The organism is Rosettibacter firmus (assembly GCF_036860695.1).
Taxonomy (GTDB): domain Bacteria; phylum Bacteroidota; class Ignavibacteria; order Ignavibacteriales; family Melioribacteraceae; genus Rosettibacter; species Rosettibacter firmus.
This window is the reverse complement of sequence record NZ_JAYKGJ010000001.1, coordinates 1,121,445-1,142,303: the sequence shown is the minus strand read 5'-3', so window position 1 is coordinate 1,142,303 and position 20,859 is coordinate 1,121,445. Positions and strand designations below refer to the sequence as shown.

Annotated in this window: 16 protein-coding genes and 1 tRNA gene; 14 read left to right on the top strand and 3 right to left on the bottom strand. The window is 30.0% G+C overall.

Features of this window, described 5'->3' with window-relative positions:
- The first annotated feature begins 963 nt into the window (after nucleotides 1-963).
- The 6 genes from VJY38_RS04880 (at nucleotide 964) to VJY38_RS04855 (ending at nucleotide 7,423) form a co-directional block, all read left to right on the top strand.
- Entirely contained in the window at nucleotides 964-2,091 is a 1,128-nt protein-coding gene (locus tag VJY38_RS04880) for a Druantia anti-phage system protein DruA (RefSeq protein WP_353679547.1), read from the top strand.
- Nucleotide 2,092: 1 nt separating this feature from the next.
- Entirely contained in the window at nucleotides 2,093-3,244 is a 1,152-nt protein-coding gene (locus VJY38_RS04875) for a DNA double-strand break repair nuclease NurA (protein ID WP_353679546.1), read from the top strand.
- A gap of 1 nt (nucleotide 3,245) precedes the next feature.
- Nucleotides 3,246-3,662 carry a YunG family protein gene (locus tag VJY38_RS04870; RefSeq protein WP_353679545.1) on the top strand — a complete coding sequence of 139 codons (417 nt, stop codon included), beginning with the start codon at nucleotides 3,246-3,248 and terminating at the stop codon, nucleotides 3,660-3,662.
- Nucleotides 3,655-4,761 carry a hypothetical protein gene (locus VJY38_RS04865; protein WP_353679544.1) on the top strand — a complete coding sequence of 369 codons (1,107 nt, stop codon included), beginning with the start codon at nucleotides 3,655-3,657 and terminating at the stop codon, nucleotides 4,759-4,761. Before VJY38_RS04870 ends, VJY38_RS04865 begins: the two co-directional genes overlap by 8 nt.
- 13 nt (nucleotides 4,762-4,774) lie before the next feature.
- Nucleotides 4,775-6,532, top strand: a complete 1,758-nt coding sequence (locus tag VJY38_RS04860) for an ATP-binding protein (RefSeq protein WP_353679543.1) — start codon at nucleotides 4,775-4,777, stop codon at nucleotides 6,530-6,532.
- Nucleotides 6,533-6,658: 126 nt separating this feature from the next.
- A complete protein-coding gene (locus VJY38_RS04855; protein WP_353679542.1) occupies nucleotides 6,659-7,423 on the top strand; it encodes a DUF7663 domain-containing protein in 765 nt (254 codons plus the stop codon).
- 175 nt (nucleotides 7,424-7,598) lie between these two features.
- Here VJY38_RS04855 and VJY38_RS04850 read toward each other — a convergent pair.
- Nucleotides 7,599-7,671, bottom strand: a tRNA-Thr gene (locus VJY38_RS04850).
- A 136-nt stretch (nucleotides 7,672-7,807) separates the two neighbouring features.
- Between VJY38_RS04850 and VJY38_RS04845 the strand changes: the two genes are divergently transcribed.
- Nucleotides 7,808-8,581 carry a TrmH family RNA methyltransferase gene (locus VJY38_RS04845; RefSeq protein WP_353679541.1) on the top strand — a complete coding sequence of 258 codons (774 nt, stop codon included), beginning with the start codon at nucleotides 7,808-7,810 and terminating at the stop codon, nucleotides 8,579-8,581.
- A 10-nt stretch (nucleotides 8,582-8,591) separates the two neighbouring features.
- On the opposite strand, the gene VJY38_RS04840 is transcribed toward VJY38_RS04845, so the two are convergent.
- A complete protein-coding gene (locus VJY38_RS04840) occupies nucleotides 8,592-10,619 on the bottom strand; it encodes a putative porin (RefSeq protein ID WP_353679540.1) in 2,028 nt (675 codons plus the stop codon).
- A gap of 240 nt (nucleotides 10,620-10,859) precedes the next feature.
- Between VJY38_RS04840 and VJY38_RS04835 the strand changes: the two genes are divergently transcribed.
- Nucleotides 10,860-11,144, top strand: coding sequence for an HU family DNA-binding protein (locus VJY38_RS04835; RefSeq protein WP_353679539.1), 285 nt, complete (start codon nucleotides 10,860-10,862; stop codon nucleotides 11,142-11,144).
- An 11-nt stretch (nucleotides 11,145-11,155) separates the two neighbouring features.
- Here the strand turns inward: VJY38_RS04835 and VJY38_RS04830 are convergent, their stop codons facing one another.
- A complete protein-coding gene (locus tag VJY38_RS04830) occupies nucleotides 11,156-11,653 on the bottom strand; it encodes a hypothetical protein (protein ID WP_353679538.1) in 498 nt (165 codons plus the stop codon).
- A gap of 168 nt (nucleotides 11,654-11,821) precedes the next feature.
- Between VJY38_RS04830 and VJY38_RS04825 the strand changes: the two genes are divergently transcribed.
- The 6 genes from VJY38_RS04825 (at nucleotide 11,822) to VJY38_RS04800 (ending at nucleotide 20,856) form a co-directional block, all read left to right on the top strand.
- The gene (locus VJY38_RS04825) at nucleotides 11,822-12,631 is read left to right on the top strand and encodes an MlaE family ABC transporter permease (RefSeq protein WP_353679537.1); all 810 of its coding nucleotides are present in this window, start codon (nucleotides 11,822-11,824) and stop codon (nucleotides 12,629-12,631) included.
- A complete protein-coding gene (locus VJY38_RS04820) occupies nucleotides 12,613-13,365 on the top strand; it encodes an ABC transporter ATP-binding protein (protein WP_353679536.1) in 753 nt (250 codons plus the stop codon). The genes VJY38_RS04825 and VJY38_RS04820 overlap by 19 nt, the downstream gene beginning before the upstream one ends.
- An 11-nt stretch (nucleotides 13,366-13,376) precedes the next feature.
- Nucleotides 13,377-14,426 (top strand): MlaD family protein, encoded by a 1,050-nt coding sequence (locus VJY38_RS04815; RefSeq protein ID WP_353679535.1) that lies wholly within the window; start codon nucleotides 13,377-13,379, stop codon nucleotides 14,424-14,426.
- Nucleotides 14,427-14,574: 148 nt separating this feature from the next.
- On the top strand, nucleotides 14,575-16,890 hold the full coding sequence (locus VJY38_RS04810; RefSeq protein ID WP_353679534.1) for a glycoside hydrolase family 2 TIM barrel-domain containing protein: 2,316 nt from the start codon (nucleotides 14,575-14,577) through the stop codon (nucleotides 16,888-16,890).
- A 13-nt stretch (nucleotides 16,891-16,903) separates the two neighbouring features.
- A complete protein-coding gene (locus VJY38_RS04805; RefSeq protein ID WP_353679533.1) occupies nucleotides 16,904-18,181 on the top strand; it encodes a glycosyl hydrolase in 1,278 nt (425 codons plus the stop codon).
- 281 nt (nucleotides 18,182-18,462) lie between these two features.
- A complete protein-coding gene (locus tag VJY38_RS04800) occupies nucleotides 18,463-20,856 on the top strand; it encodes a glycoside hydrolase family 31 protein (protein WP_353679532.1) in 2,394 nt (797 codons plus the stop codon).
- Nucleotides 20,857-20,859: the final 3 nt, after the last annotated feature.

Below are 20,859 nucleotides of genomic sequence, written 5' to 3'. Positions count from 1 at the left end.
GAAATATACACTATGTTATTAACTAAAAATTAAAATCCAATGCTCATTTTGGTTACACTGTTTATGTTATTGCTAGTAAATTTATGAGTACATTCACAACAGGATATAATACACACTAACTCAGATTTCTATTAGTTGAGTTTTAGTATTTGGGCTAGCTCGTTTGGGAGATTCGCCAGTTCGGACATATCTTACAGTTTAGAACTTTTCTTGTCTCCGTTAGATATGCAATGAATTTATATTTCAATATACTTGAGCCGTAACCAGATAAAACAGTTTGGAATGTAAGTATAATTTATGGTATGGATTCTTTTTCATGTGGTGTTGCAATTGTAAGTAGAGTCCAGCGATATTTGAGTAGCAACTGGTTTTCGAGCAATTAGGGAAATTACTTTTATACTATTAATTATTCAGTTGAAGCTCAACTGTTCTTGAAGTCAGTTTTTTTCTCGGTATTGGGATTTATGGATTTGTAAATATTAATGAAAAGAAGTCATTTGCATGAGTATTATTAAATTTGCAGATATTTAAACTTCGTTAAGACTATAAATTAATTTCAATTAATATGTAAAACCATATCGATCTTTATTATACGAAAGTTATATCACTCTACTTAAAATTATAGCTCATTTAAAAAACTATAGAAAGAAATTGATATCAGAGTAAAATGTTATTAATACTCAAACATTTAGTTACATTCGATTAATTTAATACTATGCAGTAATTTAAAATCTGTTTAGTTTTAGTGTGTGTAAAAATGATTTAAATAATGTTATGCTTTTTATATCATAGAAATGAAATAATTCCTTAAACGTAATACTATGGAGTATATATTTATCGGTTCTGTAATTTTTATAAGCTTATACTTTGAATGCTGTTTTAACGTAATAAATGTTGAATTTTAAAAAGGATATATGCAATATTGTAAAGAGTTAAATTATATGAAATAGTTGTTTTAATAAAATGAACAAAATAGCATTAAAAAATAAAATTGTTAAGGCTTTGGAAGAACAGGGATTTAAAATAAATCCCCATGTGCGACCAGCAAGATATAGTAAAACAATATATCGACGGATTCAGCAAAAGGCAAGGTTTGAACAATTATCACTACATAGAAATTTTTTGTTAAATTCTATTGAAAAGGTGAAAGAATATTGTAGAGACGGTTCAGATATTAATCCAGAAAAGCTTTCTTTAGAATTGAGGGAGGTTAAGTCAGGATCTCTTGAGGAAATTATATTTAGATGGTGGAATTTAGTTTGGTGGAGCATTCCTTATCAACGATCATATGGTCGTCAGATGAGATTTTTACTGTGGGATAATACACATGATGCTCCTTTTGGTTTAATATGTTTACAAAGTCCTGTTTTGAAGATGTCAGTTAGGGATAGATATTTAGGAATTCCTAATACTGAATTAGATGTCTGGGTGAACAAATCAATGCACGCTCAGAGGGTTGGTGCTTTACCACCTTATAATGAATTATTGGGTGGGAAAATGGTTGCTCTTGCTTTAACTTGTAATGAGATAAGAGATTCGTACAGAAGGAAATACAATAATACTGTAACAATCTTACAAAAACGGGTTTTAAAACCAGAACTTTTATTTATTACTACTACGAGTGCTTTTGGTAAAAGTAGTATATATAATCGTTTAAAATACAATGATGACATTGTAGCTATGTCTTTAGGTTATACGCAAGGATCAGGTACATTTCATATTCCAGAAGGTTTATATCAAGAAATTTTAGAATTTTTATCTCAAAAAGGTATTGATATTTCCAGGGGATATGGGCATGGACCCTCAAGAAAGCTTAAACTGATAAGTCTTGGCTTAGAACATCTGGGTTTATCAAAGTATGAATATCATGGGATTAAGCGAGAATTCTATTTGTTCCCTCTAGTAAAAAATCTACAGGAAGTTATCCACAGTAATCATAAACCTATTTGGCTTGACCGTTCTTTTGATGAGCTTGTAGAGTACTGGAAATACCGATGGGCTTTGCCAAGAGCAGAAAGAATGCCTGGATGGGAAAATTTTAAAAGCAAAAAATTTTTTAAAAAAATAGAAAATATGTTGATGGAGATGTAAATTGGAAAAATCTAACAAAATTCTTTTTGCAGAACTTCCTGAAGCCCTTGTAGAAGAAATGCTTTCTAAAAGTGAGCAAGTTGGAGATAAGCTTTATGATGCTTTTAAAGAAATCCAAAATAATAAAGCTAGGTTGCGTGAACAATTGGAACAAAAAAATATTCTAAAAAAAGATACAGAATTACCCTATGTGTCTCCACCTACAACTTGCGGAATAGATGGTTCTTATGCAGTTGAGAAACTTTTAGCAACTGACTTTGTTGCTTGCGCAGCAGTTTCAATTGAAGGCTTAACCCCACCTTCCGAAAAAAGGTTCTGGGAGAAACCCTATCATAGAGTGTTTATTTACCCGGAAAAGCATGATCCTGATACAGGTACAATTATTAGAGGAGTTATGATGGAGATGGAACTTGAACTGGCTGCAAAGGCTCCTCATGATATAGTTTTCTTGGATGGTTCTCTTACAACACCTTTAATATATATGAACCAGGCAATAAACAAAATGCTGGAATGGAAAAACGAAGGCATTTACACAGAAGTTGGCGAAGAACTGGAAAAAAGGTTCGGAGGCTTTCTTGAAGATTATAAAACTATTTTGGAATCTTCAAGAACCGATAAAATGTGGGTGAGTTTACCAAAATACACAACGAGAAGAGAATTAGGCAAAATGTTTAATTGGCCATCTCATTACGATGACCGTGCAGTTTTAAATACTATTTTATTACCAAGTGAATTTACTTCACCAATTCCATTAGAAAAACCTCAACAAACTTGGCATTTGAGAATTCCTTCCAATGAGAAAAAACTTGAAACATTGAAAGATGAGATTATTTCAGCAATAACTAGACTTTATGTTATATATTACAGACCACATAATTGGACCCCAGTTTTTAGAATTGAGATAGCTTCTTCTGTTGCCGAAAATAATTCTCGTATAGCTATATTACTTCAGGGTCTTAAATATCAATCAGGAACACCAGGAATTATAGAACCTTATCCTCTTTATATTGCAGACCGAATGGTAAAACATCTTGGAGGGGCTATCCCTGCCTTCAGACAGACAGCTACCAGACGAATGACAGAATTACATAAAGGGGATATAGGAGAGATATTTTTCAGTATGCATGGGTATAGAACAGAAAGCGGGAGATAATATGGATTTAGAAACTTTAGTAAGTATTTTAAAGAAAGCATGGTCCCGGAAAACATGTTATTTACCAGACCAAGAAAAATGGTCCCCTGATAATCCTGCATTTGGTCAATGCGCAATTACAGCTTTAATTATCCAGGATTTTTTTGGAGGTGAAATATTATATTGTAAGCATTATCATCACTATTGGAATAAACTACCGGATGGTCGTATTGTTGACTTAACAAAAGAACAGTTTGGGGAAAATGCTAATCCGTGTCCAGATTTTATTGTTTCACGCAAGGATATTTTAGAATCTGAAGGAGCTAAAAAAGCAAAAACTCTTACAAGATATTTAATGTTGAAAAGAAGGGTTACAAGATATTTAATATTGAATAGAAAAATAAATAAAGAATTAAAAGAGGATGACGGGTATGGATAATGATTGTATTTATTTAATGAGTTCAAATGCAACAAAAGAGTATATAACGGACATTTTTGAAGTTTTATCACTACCATCTGAAATAGTTATGCATTTTAGATATCAAATAAGATGGTTAGATGAAAATTTAAAAGCGATACTTCCAATAAAGAACAAAAGTCAAGCCAGTGAATTAAAAAACAAAAAAGTAGTAATTTGTTATTTATATCAAGAGAAACAAGATTCGGGATGGGAATGGATTATAGTTTATCCAATACGCACAGGAGTTTTGACGCATGCTTACAAATCAGGTGATAAAAATGAAGATGTAGCTCACTTTTATTTTAAGGTTAATAATTATATCCGTTACGGTGAACAAGATTTTACAAGGGTATTAAAAGAAATAGCCTGCGAAAAATGGGGCAAGGCTTATGCTCTTATAGGGTCAATGCTAGATAATACATACATTGCCTATAAAGGGGATAGTAAGTCGGCATTTATTCAGATTTGCAATTCTTTAAATTCTTTACACCTTAGGTCTCCTGAAGGGAATGAATATTTCCCTATGTTTTGTTTTATGGAGGGTTTTAAAGATAAAAAAGGTAAAATCCTTTTGCCAGAATATGATCCACTTACATTAAAAAGTTTTTATAAGTTAACAGAAGGAGAGTATTACTCATTTGGATTTAGCACATACTTTACCTTGAAGCCACCTCAATATGTAGTAAAGCTATTAAGTGATGAGAAAATTTTTTCTACTCCTCCTGTATACGAATTGAAAGCTTCTTCACGTTATGATGAAGAGTCTTACACAATTATTTCATCGATTCTAGAAAGAGATGCTTGGACTTCTTTTTCCTTTAAGACAGAATTACCAGATAGAATAGATAATAAAGAATCTTTAAATATACATTTTGAATTTCCTATAAAAGTTGAAAGGAAAATTCTATACAGAATATTTGATGTTTTAAGCGACGTAGGTTTTGGCGTTGGAACTGCAGCAATAGCCTTAAAGGCTGCTTTTCCACCTTCAGAAATGACATGGTGGTATTGGCCTGCTATTTCTGGTTATTCATTATGGGCAATTATTAAAATTACAATAAAATTTTGGAGGGGATAAAAAGGAGAAAAAAATGAGTAATAAAGGAACAAATATTGAACAATTAATTGGTTCCTCTGAACGAATCGGAACTATTGGTTCCCCTTCTTCTACCAGTGAGCTTACTTTAGATATTCTTGGTACTGCGGTTGGTAAAAAATTAGTTGGCGAGCTTGCACTTTTTAGATTTTCTCAGGATGGTAAGCCTCATTATGCGTTAGGACAAATAACAGAGGTCCAATTAAAAAATATCTGGCTTGAAGATCCAACAATGAGGTCACTTGCAAGGCAAAGAGGTCAAGTTAATCCTGTAAGTGGACTGCAGGATACACATTTAGGACAAATGACAGTAAGTGCAGTATTTAGTGATATAGGTAATGGGTATGAACCGGGTATTCTAGGTACTGTTCCTGCAACCGGTACTTTCATCTATTTAGTATCTGACCAGATTTTAAACAGTTTATTGGATCGATATAAAAAAGAAATATTTTATTTGGGACATGTTTACGGCTCAACACCAAAATTGCCTCTCTGGTTTAAACATTTTGACACAGGTGAAAATGGTGCCGGTGAGGCATACCATATTGGCATATTTGGTAAAACGGGCTCTGGGAAGTCAGTTCTGGCCAAGATGATTCTTTTAGCCTACGCAAAATACCATAATATGGCTATATTTGTAATAGATCCGCAGGGAGAGTTTTCAAAAGATGCCAGAGGAGAAATTAGGGATGAAGGATTCTCTTTAGATTTATCAAATGTCCTTTCTTCTTTGAAGAAAGAAGTAATTATAAAAAGTGTAAGGAATTTGATTTTAGATAGATGGGATCTTTTTAGTGAAATTTTTTTCGAGTCTCCTTTCTTTGAACGACTCTCTATCCCAAAAGGTGAAAATAGAAGAATAGCATCTGAAGTTTTAGCAGAAAGATTACAAAAGGCACATATTACATTACAAAATTTATATCGGCGTGAGTCATTTGATTGTGCTTGGGAAATTCTTGGCGATGAAAATGTTCAACGACAATTTTACAGATCTGAACAATCTCGAGATAGATTTAAGATGATTTATCAAGAAAGTGATAGAGATGAATTTTTTAATAATTTTTGGAAACCGATAACTGAGTTATTCAGAAAAGATCGTGAAGGTTCTATTAGTGTTGATAATCTTATCAAACAAACTTTTGATTTGAATAAAATTAATCGTCCCGTTGTAATTATAGATTTGTCTAAAGAAATAGCATCAGGACTTTTCTGGAATGAAACTATTCAAGCATTAGTTATAAAAAGGTTGTTAGATGGACTAACCTATTCCGCTGAAAGCGCTTATCGCGAAAACAGATTTTTAAATACTCTGGTGATATTAGATGAAGCTCATAGATTAGCTCCACGAGAAAAAATCGAAAACGAAAAACAAGAAAGTGTAAGGCTTTCACTTCTTGATGCAGTTAGAACTACAAGAAAATACGGTCTTGGATGGATGTTTATTAGTCAAACTTTATCAAGTTTACATAGAGAAATCATTGGACAACTGAGAATCTTTTTCTTTGGTTTTGGTCTGGCTTTAGGGACAGAATTTATGGCTTTGAAAGAAATCGTTGGTGGAGATCCTAATGCTCTTAAACTTTACCAATCGTTTCGTGACCCACATAGTGCTTTTGATATTGCGTCCAGACAATATGCTTTTATGACTATTGGACCTGTTTCGCCATTATCTTTTGCTGGGACTCCTTTATTTCTTACGGCCTTTAATACACCAGAAGATTTTATAAATACAAACAATTTGAGATGTGGATGAGATGTTTTGTAAGAGTATTGAAAAATCACCCCTTCGCATAGTCACGGATAAAAGGCTTCGCTCGATTTCTGGCAAGACAGGACTTCTTTTATTTACAAAACATTAACAAAAAATACAGGAGGGCTTATGTCAAAAGATTTACTATATCGACTGAATGGGAATAAAAATGGGAATTTGAAAAAATATCTTGATTCATTTAATGAACCCATAAATATTGCGTGGTATCCTTCAGCTTGTGAAGATTTCAGACCTTTGCTTTACCTGTCTAAAAGATATGCTGAAATAAACCGTGCATCTATAGAGGAAAATATATTTCCAAACTTTTATATTTACACTGATTATTTCCCATGGGCAATACCAACATTTCTTGATACATTAGCTATTTATAATGATCGAAGAACTAGAGTTATAGTAAATTGTATTGAAGAATTACCTAAGTTAGAATTACCCATTGATCCAGATATTGTTTGTTACCCCGACGAAAGTGTTGTAATTGGGAAAGTTTTGTTTCTAGAAATTGCAGTTGAATCAAATAAATTAGGAGAATTTACATATCCAGTTATTTATGCATTTGTAGAAAATGAACCTTTTTGTTCAAGAATTTTATTATCGAAGAATTATAATATTTCTCATATTATACATGTACGTTATGGAGGAGGATGTGGGGGAGGTGGTAAATCATCAGGGATATGGTTACTTAATGTATTAAAAAGACTTAATTGCAAAATTTTTATTACAGATGGTCATTATGCCCTGCAGCCAGGTGATGAAGCTGCCTATCGGTTATATCCTAACTTAAGAGGAGAAGTTCCTAAAATGATTGAGATTAGAAAAATTAATAGCAGATTTTGGCCAGGTCATGGTGGTGTTACATGGAATATTGTAATATAAAATTGTACTCTATTTCTGTTATCAATGGTTATAAAATTCAAGTCTGTCTCATTAAATAAAATAATTTGAGCAGCATCTTCAACTTTTTTGATGCTCTTAGATTGTAAAAATTGATTATAAGAAAAACCAATGAATAAATAACAAAAAAGCCCGAATTTTACTTTCGGGCTTTAAGAGCTGGCGAAGGGATTTGAACCCCCGACCTGCTGATTACAAGTCAGCTGCTCTACCAGCTGAGCTACGCCAGCTTATAATTATAAACAAGTTTAATAAGAGCTTCAAATTTGATGGCTCAAATCTACTAATATTTTATATTTCATTGCAATACTGATTGTATTTTAATTCACTTCAATTTTTTCCTATATTGAACTAAAAAGATTTGCAATGTTAACTCAAAATCAAATTAAATATTATTCATCCCTTCTTCATAAAAAATATCGACAGGAATATAAAAAATTTTTAGTTGAAGGATCGGTTTTAATTAATGAAGCACTTAACTGGAATTATAATTGCGAAGTTATTATTACTTCTACTTTGTATTCCGAAAAAAATAATTCGGAAATCCAAAATCTTTTAAGAAAAGGTTTGAAAGTAGAAGTAGTAAGACAAAATCAATTTGAAAAGTTGTGCGATACAAAGTCTCCCCAGGGTATTGTTGGTGTATTTCAATTACGTAATAAAGAATTTAAAATAGAAAATGTTACAAAAGAAAAATTTATTGTCGCTCTTGAAAATATATCTGATCCAGGTAATCTCGGGACAATAATTCGAAACTGTGATTGGTTTGGTGTAAAAAATATTTTATTGAGTCCAGATTGTGCAGAAATTTATAATCCGAAAGTAATTAGAGCATCGGCTGGTTCTGTATTCCATATTGATATTTATGAATTAAATAATTTTTATGAGATATTAAAAGTAATAAAAAATTATGGTTATATTATTCTTTGTACCGATTTGAAAGGCATTAATATTTACGAGTATAAATTAAAAAATAATTCAGTAATAGTTTTCTCGAACGAAGCTAATGGACCAACAGAAAATTTACAGCACATATCAGATCAAAAAATTACAATTCCACGTTTTGGTAATGCAGAATCATTAAATGTAGCATCTGCTTCTGCTGTTGTATTATCAGAGATATCAAAAAAATATTTATAATTATTCTGAGTTAATCTAAAAATTCCCAGGCTATTCCAATTCGCAATCCTTGTGGTTGTTTTGGATAGTATGGTACAATAAAATATTTTCTGTTCAATATGTTTTCGAAGACAAAATAAATTATTGCTCTCCCTTTAATTCTACCAGCTGTAAAAAAGTCAATTTGAAATTCAGATTTATAAATTTCATCTGGCATTGATGGAATTGACCAAATGTTTGGAGCTAAAAGCCATCTATATGCCGAAGAAATATTTTTTTCAAAATCTATAAAATTACTATTTCGTTTTCCGAATGCATAAAAGTTTATTCCAGTTTTTATATAAAGATTGGAATTGAAGAGTAAATCAACAAAATAAAATCCACCAGTAAATGTAAATTCTGGTATGCTAAATATTTTTCTATCTTCTTCTGAAAAGTAATAACTTGTGTTTGCGTGTAATAAAATCTTCCAGAGTTTTGTACTGAGTAATAAATTAATCCCTTTTAATTGAACATTACTTGTATTGAAATAATATCCTTCATCGTTAATTAATGGTTCTTTTTGCATTATTGCTGAAATTGGTTTATTTGATGTAGATGTGTAAAAATATCCCAGTGAAATTTTTATGATATCGCTATTATAACTGGTTTTAAGCTCTATTGTATTACTACTTTGTTTATTTGCTAAAAGATTGTTCGATAGATTTTTTTGTTCAAATAAATTGTATGGTTTCTGGAATGTTGAAGCACCAAAATAAATCTGAAATTTTTCACCAGGATTAAGAATAATATCACTTCCCATTCCATAAAAATCATTTCTGTCGTAGTTTAAATATTTCCCAAAAATTGAAAGCGTACCGATATTACCAGGCAATATTGAAGAGAGAACAAGACTGGATGAATAAGTGTTTATTGAATTTGTTTCATATAATAAATTTGTAAAAAATTTGTTGTTTTCGAATTCGTTAATGAGACTTAAATTAATAAAAGAGAAATTAACATCCTGCCTGAATCTCAAACCAAAAGTTTTATATTTATTATTGTGAAAAATTTTTTCTGCATTTGTTTGATAGTTAGTGTTGGTAGTATCATTTTGTCTGAACTCAATTAAATTATTTTTATAGTAAAAACTAAAATCCGAATAAGAATTTTCTGTTAGTTTTCCGATTAATCTTATATCAAAATTATTTGATGTTATTTTTTGATATCTATTATAATATTTTACTGGAGCTAAAATATTATTATAAAGAACATCATTAAATTCTGTTTCTGGATAAACATTTCTTATAGAATCTGCATTAACACCACCATTTAATTGTACATTTGACTTAATATGATAAAAGCTTGAAGATAGAATAAAATTATTTTTTAAAATATAATCAGCTTTAATACTTCCCTGCCATAAACTGTAATCACTATTTCTATAATATGGATCGATACTTTGATTTGTAATTTCTGTGGACAGATTAATTTTTTCATTTAGTTTTATTTTGAAGATTCCATCGATTAATCCTTCTTCGTTTGGTGCTTGATAAAATCTTATACGAGAATAAGATTTTGATTGCGGAAAGTTATCTGAAATAAAATTTATTGATGCAGAATTATTTATTCCATATAAAAATCCCCTTGATAAAGGTATAATCTCAATTGTATCAATACTTTCTGTTTGCAGTAAATACAAATCAAAAGAATTAAACAGTCGATTGTTTTGCAGTATTCCATTTTTTAATAAAGATAAATTATTATATCCCTGTCCATACAATAAGACTTCGCTTGGTTGTCCAGTAGAACCTAAATCTCTTAAAAATCCAAAAGGAATTATTGAGAAGAAATTTCCAGAGTAACGGTAGTCCGAAAAATTCAATTCATTTTTACTAATAGATGAAAACTTGAAATCATTTGTGAGAGAGTTTTTTACGATTAGATTTTTATTTGATGAATCTTTTTTTTGCTCGGTTATATTTTGAATATAAGTTTTTACTTTGATGTGATTACTTATATAGTGATTCTTTCCAAAGATGGAAGTAATAGTAATAAATATAAGTAAGAATTTGTTCATTAAATTAAAAATGATTTTTACTAAAATAATTTTAATTCCGATACCAAAAAAGTCGCAAAAGTATTTAAAAGCTTATTAAAGATAGAAAGTTATAAAAGTAAAACTCTAATAATAATATTGATTTATAATAATAAAATAAATTCATCAATTGATAAATATTTTATTAAAAAATATTTGTTTTGAAATGAAAAAGTATTAAATTTCGAACGAATTAACTTCAAACAATAAAGGAGTTACATAATGGCAATGACCAAAAGTCAAATACTCGACTATATGGCAAAAAAAACAGGTCTTACAAAAAAGCAAGCAGGTTTATTTATTAATGAATTTGTAAAGCTTGCTTATAAAGAAGCAAAAAAATCTTTTGTAATTCCTGGATTAGGAAAATTAGTTCTGGTTCAAAGAAAAGCTCGTCAAGGGCGTAATCCAAAAACAGGAGAAGTAATAACAATTCCAGCAAAAAAAGTTGTTAAGTTTAGAGTTGCAAAACAGGCAAAAGATGCAATTTTAGTTAATAAAGCATAAAAGTTTGCCCATCAAATTTTGGTGGGCTTTTTTTTCTTTTGTATTTTTTCTAATAATTCGTTGTAAAGATTTTCTGGAATATTTTGTAAAATTATTGTTAATAGTTTTTGAAAGCCTTTTAAGTGTGTATAAAATCCTATTGTTTGATTATTACTCTTATCGTGTATATAAATAGGTTTAGTTGGATATCCGCTAAAAATACCACCTGTAATTTCGTTAATATTCTTAAATTCAATTTCAACATTCTTTTTGCTTAAAAAGAAATTGCTGCATATTAGTTTGTTCTTATCAACAATAATTTTAAAAGGGAAAAATTTATAAGTCATTATAAAATATTTATTAAGATAAATAATTATCAATGCATTTATTAAAGCTGGGATTATTAAAATAAACTTTTCGTTCATATAATAAATTGATGAAATTAAATGCAACGATAACATCAGAGTTGCAATAATATTGCCATATCTGTAAATAAGTTTTGCAAAGAAAGAATATTTAAATGTTTCCATTTTATTTTTTGAATTTAATTCTTGAAATATAATTTAAGAGCAATTTTAAGAAAAAATATTATTTTCATGTTTAAATATGCAAAATGCTTTCTTGATAATTTGTAAAATGAATAAAAAATAATTTCATAAACTTTTACTATTTTGAAATAGAAAAATAAGTTTATTTCAATGAAACTACCACGCCAGAAATATGGCCGCAGATTAAAAACATCAGATTATATTTATAATTTTTTTGCTACCATTACAGGCTTAACAATTTTTAGTATTGAATTCTTCAAACAGGTATTTCTTCCACCTTATGAAATTGCAGAAATTAAAAAGCACATGGATGAACTTGGTGTTAAAACTTTTGGAATTGTTAGTGTTACTGGTTTAATAATTGGATTGGTTTTAGCAATGCAAAGTCAACCTGTTATGCAAAGATTTGGTGCATCTGATTTTTTGCCTGGAATGGTTGCTTTATCTGTAGTAAGAGAATTAGGACCAGTAATTACGGCATTAATTTTTGCTGGTCGTGTAAGTTCTGGAATTGGTGCAGAACTTGGTTCTATGAGAGTGACAGAACAAATTGATGCAATGGAAGTCTCGGCTGTTAATCCATTTAAATATCTTGTTGTAACTCGTGTAATTGCTACTACAATGATTTTACCACTGCTTTCAATTTATGTAATTGTTATAGCAATCTTTGGTGGATTTATTGCAATTGTAATAACTGAAAGCATGAGTTTTCATTATTATATTGATTCTGTTATTCGTGCAATTGAGTTTGGAGATTTTATTCCTGGCGTAGCAAAAACTTTTGTATTTGGATACATAGTTGGAATTGTTGGTTCTTACAAAGGGTTTACAGCCGAAGGGGGAACTGAAGGTGTGGGTCGAGCTTCAACTACATCAGTTGTTCTTTCTTCATTATTGATTTTAATTTTTGATATGATATTAGTAAAAATTTCATTATGGTTATGGCCGACTCTCGAGTAGTAATAGTAGAAAATTTAACAAAACGGTTTAATGGCTTAACCGTGCTCGATAAAATTTCGCTCGAAGTTAATCGGGGAGAAAATCTTGTTGTTTTTGGAAGAAGTGGACAGGGCAAAAGTGTTTTGCTTAAATGCATAGTTGGACTGATGAAACCAGATGAAGGTAATATTTTTATTAATGGAAAAAATATTTTGAAATTATCTCTTAATGAACTGAATGATCTAAGAAAAAATATTGGCTTTCTTTTTCAGAGTTCTGCTCTTTATGATTCTATGACTGTAAGAGAAAATCTTGCCTTTCCTCTAAAAAGACTATTTCCAGAAATGACACCAAAACAAATAGAAGATAAAATTCATTATACACTTGAACTTGTATCTCTGAAAGAAGCAATTGATAAAATGCCTGCAGAACTTTCTGGTGGTATGAAAAAAAGAATTGGTCTTGCTCGATCAATTATTACTGATCCTGAACTTATGCTTTATGATGAACCTACTACTGGTCTTGATCCAATTACAACAAAAGAAATAAGCGATTTAATTCTTACTCTTCAAAAAAAATTAAATATGACTTCAATTGTTGTTACTCATGATTTGATGTGTGCAGAAATTATTGCAGACCGTGCTATTTTTCTTAAAGATTCTAAAATTGCTTATGAAGGAAGTATTCAAGAATTAATTAATTCTAATGATCCTTTTCTTAAAAACTTTTTCAGTCATGAATTTATAAAAGAATAGATGAGGCAAAAATGTTAAAACAACTTGAAGGTGCACGTCTCGGGATTTTTATTTTTATAGGAACTATTTTGCTTATCATATCAATCTTTTTAATTGGTAGCAAAGAAAAGTTGTTTACTACTACAATAGAAATAAAAGCATACTTTAATCAAATTGAAGGATTAAAAACTGGTGCTCCTGTAAGATTAAGTGGCTATGATATTGGAAGCGTAAGTGGAATTTCACTTGTCGATGAAAAAACTGGCAATGTTGAAGTAAGGATGAGAATTGATAGTGAACTAAAAAGATTTATTCGATTAGATAGCCAGGCAGCAATTGAAACTGAAGGACTCGTAGGGAAGAAAATTGTTACAATAACACCAGGTTCACCTAATCTTGCAGAAATTGAAGATGGTGGAATTATTAAATCAAAAAATCCATTGAATATTTCAGCTATAGTCGAAGAATCTGAAGCTGTAATTTCTTACCTTAAAAATCTTACCAAAGATCTTGCTGATATAGTTTCAAAAGTAAATAAGGGAGAAGGTACTATTGGAAAAATTGTAAACGATGATAAACTTTATCGCTCAGCAGTTAGTATTACACAAAATGCAGATAAAAGTTTAACAGCAATTACAGAAAGATTAACTGATGTTTCGGATATTATTATTGAGATGACAGGAAGTATAAAAACCATAATTGCTAATGTTGATAGTGCATCAGCTGATATTAGAAACCTTGTCGATAAAGTTGATCAGGGAGAAGGACTTTTAGGAGCTTTAATATCTGATCAATCAGTTGTCGATTCATTAAAAATTTTATTAAACAATCTGACTAAAACTTCTGAAGAAGCTAAACTTGCTACTTCAAGCTTTGCTGAAAATATGGAAGCATTGAAACATAACTGGTTATTTAAAAATTATTTTGAACAGAGAGGTTACTGGAGTAAAACTGAATTTGAAAAAGAAATAGATAATAAGCTTGAACAATTAAAACAACAGAATAAAATTTTAGATGAGAAAATTAAAAAGATGCTCGAGCTGGAATCTAAACTGGAAAAAATGAATAAGAATCTCGAATAAATGTTTTATGGATTATTAATTTAATAACCAGAACTTATTACTTTAATAATTTTCTTCCTTCTGAATGATTCTCTCCTTAAATAATGAAATATAATTAAACATTTCGATCGGTATCCTTTTTGAATAAAATTTTCAAAAAGGAATTTTTATGAAGAAATTTTACTTTCTCATTTACTTTTTTTTATCTGGTTTTTTCAATCTAATATCTTCACAGACTGCCACACTTGAAGCAACTCTTAAATTAATAGATTATAATGGAATTAAAATTCCTTATCAAAATGGAATGCCACTTCCTTCTTTTGAAAAACAAAAAAGAATTATAATTGATTTAAAAGGTGAATGGAAGAAAAAAAGATTTAATGCTTCGGATAATATTACTCTTTCTAAAAGAGATTTAAACGGCTATAATAATTTAATTGCCGAAGCTGAAGGAAAGCATTTACCAGATTACGATGATTCTGCGTGGGAAAGTAAAACTCTACCTGCTGTTGAAAATACTATGACTTCTACTACAAAACCACCTGAGTTGTATGAAGATGGTGTATGGTATCGAAGAACTTTTTATGTAGAAGATTCACTTAGAAATAAATTTGCAAAACTTATTTTTTATTCGGTCAATTATGTGGCAGATGTATGGTTGAATGGAAAGTATGTTGGTTATCACGAAGGAGGATATACACCATTTGCATTTGATGTCTCAGATAAACTTGAGTATGGAGTATTAAACCAGATTACAGTAAGAGTTGATAATCCTAAATGGGGAACACGAAAAGATATTGTTCCTTTTACTGTATGTGATTGGTTTAATTATACAGGAATAATTCAAGATGTTTATTTAGAATTCAGTAATCCTGTTTCTGTAATAAGAACTAACATTGTTCCACTTGATATCGAGGGAAATATTCAAACTACAGTTGTATTATCTAATAGAAATAATTCATCAAAAAATGTAACAGCAACAATTGAAATATTTGAAGCTAACATTACAGAAAATAATATTACTTCTGAATTTGCTTCTGATATTCTTGGAAATAAAATTCAAACTGGAACTTTTAGTACAACTACAGAAATTCCTGCAGATTCAATTTCAGTCTGGAGAACACAACTTAAAATACCTAATCCCAGAATCTGGTCACCTAAAGAACCTGATCTTTATGTTATGAAAGTAAGTTTAATAACCGATAATAAAATTGTTGATGAATTTTATACTCAATTTGGAATTCGTAAAGTAGAAGTAAAAGACAATAAACTAATATTGAATAATAAAATATATTTTTTACCTGGTGTTGCACGACACGAAGATCATCCTGTTTACGGAAGAAGTTTACCACTCGATATTATTTATTCAGACCTGGAAATTGTAAAATCACTGAATGTAAAATATTTACGAACGGCTCACTATCCAAATCATCTTTATACATATTTAATTGCAGATAGATTAGGACTTGCAATTATGGAAGAAATTCCAGTCTGGTGGTTTGATAATGCAGAAGAATGGCAAATTCAAAACAATCAAAGACATATTCACGAACAAATGTTTCGTGAAATGGTCTTTAGAGATTTTAATCGTCCTTCAATAATTATGTGGAGTACTAATAATGAATGCAAAGAAATAACCAATAGACAGATTTTTAATAATAAAATTAAAGTTGATCTAATTACCAATTATCCAGATGGAAGATTGCTCACACAATCATCAGCTGCTAATAATCCTGGAGCAAATGATCCTACACAATCTCCACTCGATATTGCTGGATGGACAATGTACTTCGGGATTTTTTACGGTAAAGCTTTTGATTACTATGGAGGAACATTAAAATTTCTACTTGATGCAAAAAATTCTTATCCCAAAAAGCCAATAATTGATACTGAATTTGGTTATTGGTCAAAAGAAGATGGTACAGAAGAACAAACTCAGATTAAAGTACTTAATGAAACTTTTAATGCATTTAAATTCTTTCTTCCATACGATGAATCAGGTAAATTAAATGATTTAAATGGTTGCCTGGCTGCTACAACGTGGTGGACTGTTTTTGATTGGTATCAAAATCGAACTGGAGGATGGCAAACAATGGGTTTATATTCAATGGATAGAAGAACTGCTAAACCTGTAGCAAGTGCACTCAAATATTTAAATGCCCCTTTTAATAATATTGATGGAATTTTAAATGAAATTGATGAAACTGAAGTTAATCTTCGAGAGGATTTTGAATTGTATCAAAATTATCCCAATCCGTTTAATTCACAAACTATAATTAGTTATCGATTGTCAAAATCTGGTTATGTATCTATTAAAGTTTATGATATTTTAGGAAGAGAAGTTGCTACATTAACTAATGAAGTAAAACAACCTGGTAAACACGAAATAAAATTTGATGCTTCAAAACTTTCGAGTGGAATTTACTTCTGTAAATTAAGTGTGAATAATCAACAACAAATTAAAAAGATAATATTAATTAAGTAATAAAAAAGTGATCATGAAGAAAATATTAATACTTATTCAATTAATAATTGGAATAAATGTTTATGGACAATTAATTCCAGTTCCCCAGAATGGTTGTTATCATGCTGCTTTTACGGGTAATAATTCTCATAAAGAATTTGTAGAACTTGCTGGAAAAGAAATAGCAATAGAAATGTTCTTTACTGGTTGGCCTTCAAATAAAATCCCAGATTTTCCTGAATCAAAGTGTAATCAAATTGTTAGCAATGGTTCTATTCCACATATAACCTGGATGCCTCAGGTAAGTGGTTCTCCTTATCCACTTGATGGAATTATTAATGGAAATTATGATAATTATATAAGAGGATATGCAAAACAGGTTAAGAATTGGGGATTACCACTTTTTATTCGATTGGGTCACGAATTTAATGGTGATTGGTATACATATGGTGGTGCTAAGAATGGTGGTGGAACAAAAAATGGTTTTGGTGATCCAGATAAACCTGATGGTCCAGAAAGATTTATAGCAGCATACAAAAGAGTTCATGATTTATTCAAAGAAGAAGGTGTTAATAATGTTGTATGGATCTGGTGTCCAAACAATGGAAGCTCGCCAAATGAAAGCTGGAATGTTCCAGAAAATTATTATCCTGGAGATGAATATGTTGATTGGATTGGTTTTGATGGTTATAATTTTGGTAGAACTCAAAGCTGGTCTGGCTGGATTGAGTTTAATGACATTTTTAAATCACTTTATCAAAAATTTGAAAGCTATAACAAACCATTGATGATTGCTGAATTTGCTTCTGTTGAAATTGGAGGAACTAAATCAGAATGGATTAGAAAGGCATATTCCTTATTTTTAAAATATTCTTTCCCCAAAATTAAAGCTGTTACATGGTTTCATATTAGAAAGCTAGAAGGAAATGTTGATACAGATTGGAGAATTAATTCTTCTGATTTTTCTTTACAGACTTATCGAAGTGCAATAGCAGATCCATATTATCTCCCAAGAATTGTAAACACTTTTATAGAAAATGAAACTCTTCAAAAATTTTCACTTGAACAAAATTATCCCAATCCATTTAATCCCACCACATTTATCAATTATCAAATTCCTTCAACAAGTAATGTGATATTAAAAGTGTATGATATACTTGGAAGAGAAGTAACAACACTTGTAAACGAAGTACAACAAGCAGGAAGATATGAAATAAAATTTAATGCTTCAGATTTACCAAGTGGAGTTTACTTCTATAGAATTCAAGCAGGAAATTTTTCTGAGACAAAGAAGATGATTCTACTCAAATAAATATTACTTATTAAAATAATAACTGAAAATTATCAATATAATAAGTAAACGATTTCTTAAAAATCAGCAAAAATCACAAAAAGTAATTTTAATTAATAATTTTTATGGTATCATATTTGTATTTTTTTTACGCTGTTAAATAAGGTGAATTATTTGTATATACATATTCCTTTAATAAAACATCTTTTATTTGACACATTAACTTTTATTGATCCTGAATGATTTTGAACACATTTTTTATATCTTTCAAAAAAATTTCTTCACTAAACTCGAGTAAAGCAATGAGAAATATCATCTTCATTTTACTATTTGTAGTTGCTTTTTCGTATACCTATGCAGAATTTGAATTTGCTGGCAATATTAAAAATTATAAAGTATTTGATAACAGAATTGAATTTGAACTTACCAATTCTAAATTTAATCTTTATGTAATTGACAATAATATCATTCGTTTCCGATTTACTAATCAAAAAGATTTTTCATTAGCTCCTTCTTATGCAATTACTTATCCTTTACCATCAAAATCTAAATTTTCACTAAATGATCAGGAGGATAGGTTAATAATTAAAACAGATGAACTGATTATAAATATTTCAAAGAAACCCTGTCGAATTTCGATTTACGACACAAATAATAATTTATTAAATCAAGACGAAGAAAGTTTTGGAGTTGCATTTGATAATGATGAAGTTCGTTGTTTTAAAAAACTTTTCAATGATGAGAAATTTTATGGACTTGGCGAGAAGACTGATGGATTATTAAGAAATGGGAAACAATATAAATTGTGGAATACTGATTTCCCTGCTTACACAAGTAGAAGCGACGAGCTTTATCAGTCAATTCCTTTCTTTATTGGAATTAGAAATTACAAAGCGTATGGAATTTTCTTTGACAACACTTATAAATCGTACTTTAATTTTGGAGCGAGCAATAATAGATTTTATTGGTTTGGTGCAGAAGGCGGAGAAATGGATTATTATTTTATTTATGGACCTGATATTAAAAGAGTTATTTCAGATTATACAAAACTTACAGGAAGAATTCATCTCCCACCACTCTGGTCATTGGGATATCAACAAAGTCGTTATAGTTATTATCCAGAATCACTTGTAAGAACAATTGCAAATACATTTAGAGAAAGAAAAATTCCATGTGATGTAATTTATTTTGATATTCATTACATGGATGAGTATAGAGTTTTCACCTGGAATAAAGAACGTTTCCCTGATCCTGAAAAATTATTAAGAGATTTAAAGAATCTTGGTTTTAAAGTAGTTACAATTATTGATCCTGGAGTTAAAGTAGATTCAAATTATTTTGTTGCACAGGAAGGTGTAAAAAATAATTTATTTGCTCGCTATCCAGATGGAACATTTTATCAGGGAGAAGTTTGGCCAAGCTGGGCTTATTTCCCCGATTTTACAAAAGAAGCAACACGCACATGGTGGGGTGAAAAAATAGGTGGATTCTTAAACCAGGGTGTTGAAGGAATCTGGAATGATATGAATGAACCAGCTGTTTGGGGACAGAATTTCCCTGATATAGTTCTCTTTGATGATAATGGTTTTACCGCATCTCATAAAAAAATTCATAATGTATATGGACTTTCGATGGCTAAAGCTACTTATGATGGTCTAAGAAAATATTCTAATAAAAGACATTTTATTCTCACACGTGCTGGTTTTTCTGGCATTCAAAGATATGCTGCTGTGTGGACTGGAGATAATATTGCAAATGATGAACATCTTTATCTTGCCTGCACCATGTCTCTTAATATGGGTTTGAGTGGAGTTCCATTTATTGGTTCTGATGTTGGTGGTTTTATTGGTGAACCTTCAGATGAATTAATAATTAGATGGTATCAGCTTGGTGCTTTTACACCATTCTTTAGAGGACATTCTGCAATTGATACTCGCTTTCGAGAACCTTATACTTTTGGTGACTTTGTAGAACCCGATATAAAACGAGCTATTCAATTAAGATATAAATTGCTTCCTTTCTGGTATAATGAATTTTATAATTCAACTCAAACTGGTTTACCAATAATGAGAGCAATGTTTGTTAATTACCAGTATGATGAGAATAGTTATTATCATGATGCTCAATATCAATTTATGATTGGAGAAAATTTATTGGTAGCTCCAGTTTTAAATTCTTATGATAAATTTAAAAAACTTTACCTTCCTGCGGGAAGATGGTATGACTGGGATGAAAATAAAGTTATTGATGGTGGTAAATGGATTATTAAAGAAGTACCAATTAACAAAATCCCGATTTTCTTGAAAGAAGGTGGAATTATTCCAATGCAAGAAGTCTTGAATTATGTTGGAGAAAAAAATGTTGATTCACTGCAGTTCCTAATTTTTCCTTCAGCTAAGTCTGAATATACTTTTTATGAAGATGATGGAATTAGTTATGATAACGAAAATGGTAAATATTCACTTACAAAATTTTTGATTGAACAAAATTCGAAGTCGATTAAACTTAGTGTAGAGAAAATTAAAAATGATTATCAAAGTAGTGTAAAAAAATATAATCTGAAATTTGTAGGAATTGATAAACCCAGAAAGATTAACCTGAACAAGAAAGAAATTAAAAATTATAGTTACGAAGCTAACACGTTGATGATCGATTTAGATGTATCAAACTTTATAACACTTGAATTAATTTATTGAAGA

Bases quoted from the DNA above. Each gene is read 5' to 3' on its own strand.
- VJY38_RS04880 (WP_353679547.1), top strand. From the start codon at position 964: ATGAACAAAATAGCATTAAAAAATAAAATTGTTAAGGCTTTGGAAGAA.
- VJY38_RS04870 (WP_353679545.1), top strand. From the start codon at position 3,246: ATGGATTTAGAAACTTTAGTAAGTATTTTAAAGAAAGCATGGTCCCGG.
- VJY38_RS04865 (WP_353679544.1), top strand. From the start codon at position 3,655: ATGGATAATGATTGTATTTATTTAATGAGTTCAAATGCAACAAAAGAG.
- VJY38_RS04860 (WP_353679543.1), top strand. From the start codon at position 4,775: ATGAGTAATAAAGGAACAAATATTGAACAATTAATTGGTTCCTCTGAA.
- VJY38_RS04855 (WP_353679542.1), top strand. From the start codon at position 6,659: ATGTCAAAAGATTTACTATATCGACTGAATGGGAATAAAAATGGGAAT.
- VJY38_RS04845 (WP_353679541.1), top strand. From the start codon at position 7,808: ATGTTAACTCAAAATCAAATTAAATATTATTCATCCCTTCTTCATAAA.
- VJY38_RS04840 (WP_353679540.1), bottom strand. From the start codon at position 10,619: ATGAACAAATTCTTACTTATATTTATTACTATTACTTCCATCTTTGGA.
- VJY38_RS04835 (WP_353679539.1), top strand. From the start codon at position 10,860: ATGGCAATGACCAAAAGTCAAATACTCGACTATATGGCAAAAAAAACA.
- VJY38_RS04830 (WP_353679538.1), bottom strand. From the start codon at position 11,653: ATGGAAACATTTAAATATTCTTTCTTTGCAAAACTTATTTACAGATAT.
- VJY38_RS04825 (WP_353679537.1), top strand. From the start codon at position 11,822: ATGAAACTACCACGCCAGAAATATGGCCGCAGATTAAAAACATCAGAT.
- VJY38_RS04820 (WP_353679536.1), top strand. From the start codon at position 12,613: ATGGCCGACTCTCGAGTAGTAATAGTAGAAAATTTAACAAAACGGTTT.
- VJY38_RS04815 (WP_353679535.1), top strand. From the start codon at position 13,377: ATGTTAAAACAACTTGAAGGTGCACGTCTCGGGATTTTTATTTTTATA.
- VJY38_RS04810 (WP_353679534.1), top strand. From the start codon at position 14,575: ATGAAGAAATTTTACTTTCTCATTTACTTTTTTTTATCTGGTTTTTTC.
- VJY38_RS04805 (WP_353679533.1), top strand. From the start codon at position 16,904: ATGAAGAAAATATTAATACTTATTCAATTAATAATTGGAATAAATGTT.
- VJY38_RS04800 (WP_353679532.1), top strand. From the start codon at position 18,463: ATGAGAAATATCATCTTCATTTTACTATTTGTAGTTGCTTTTTCGTAT.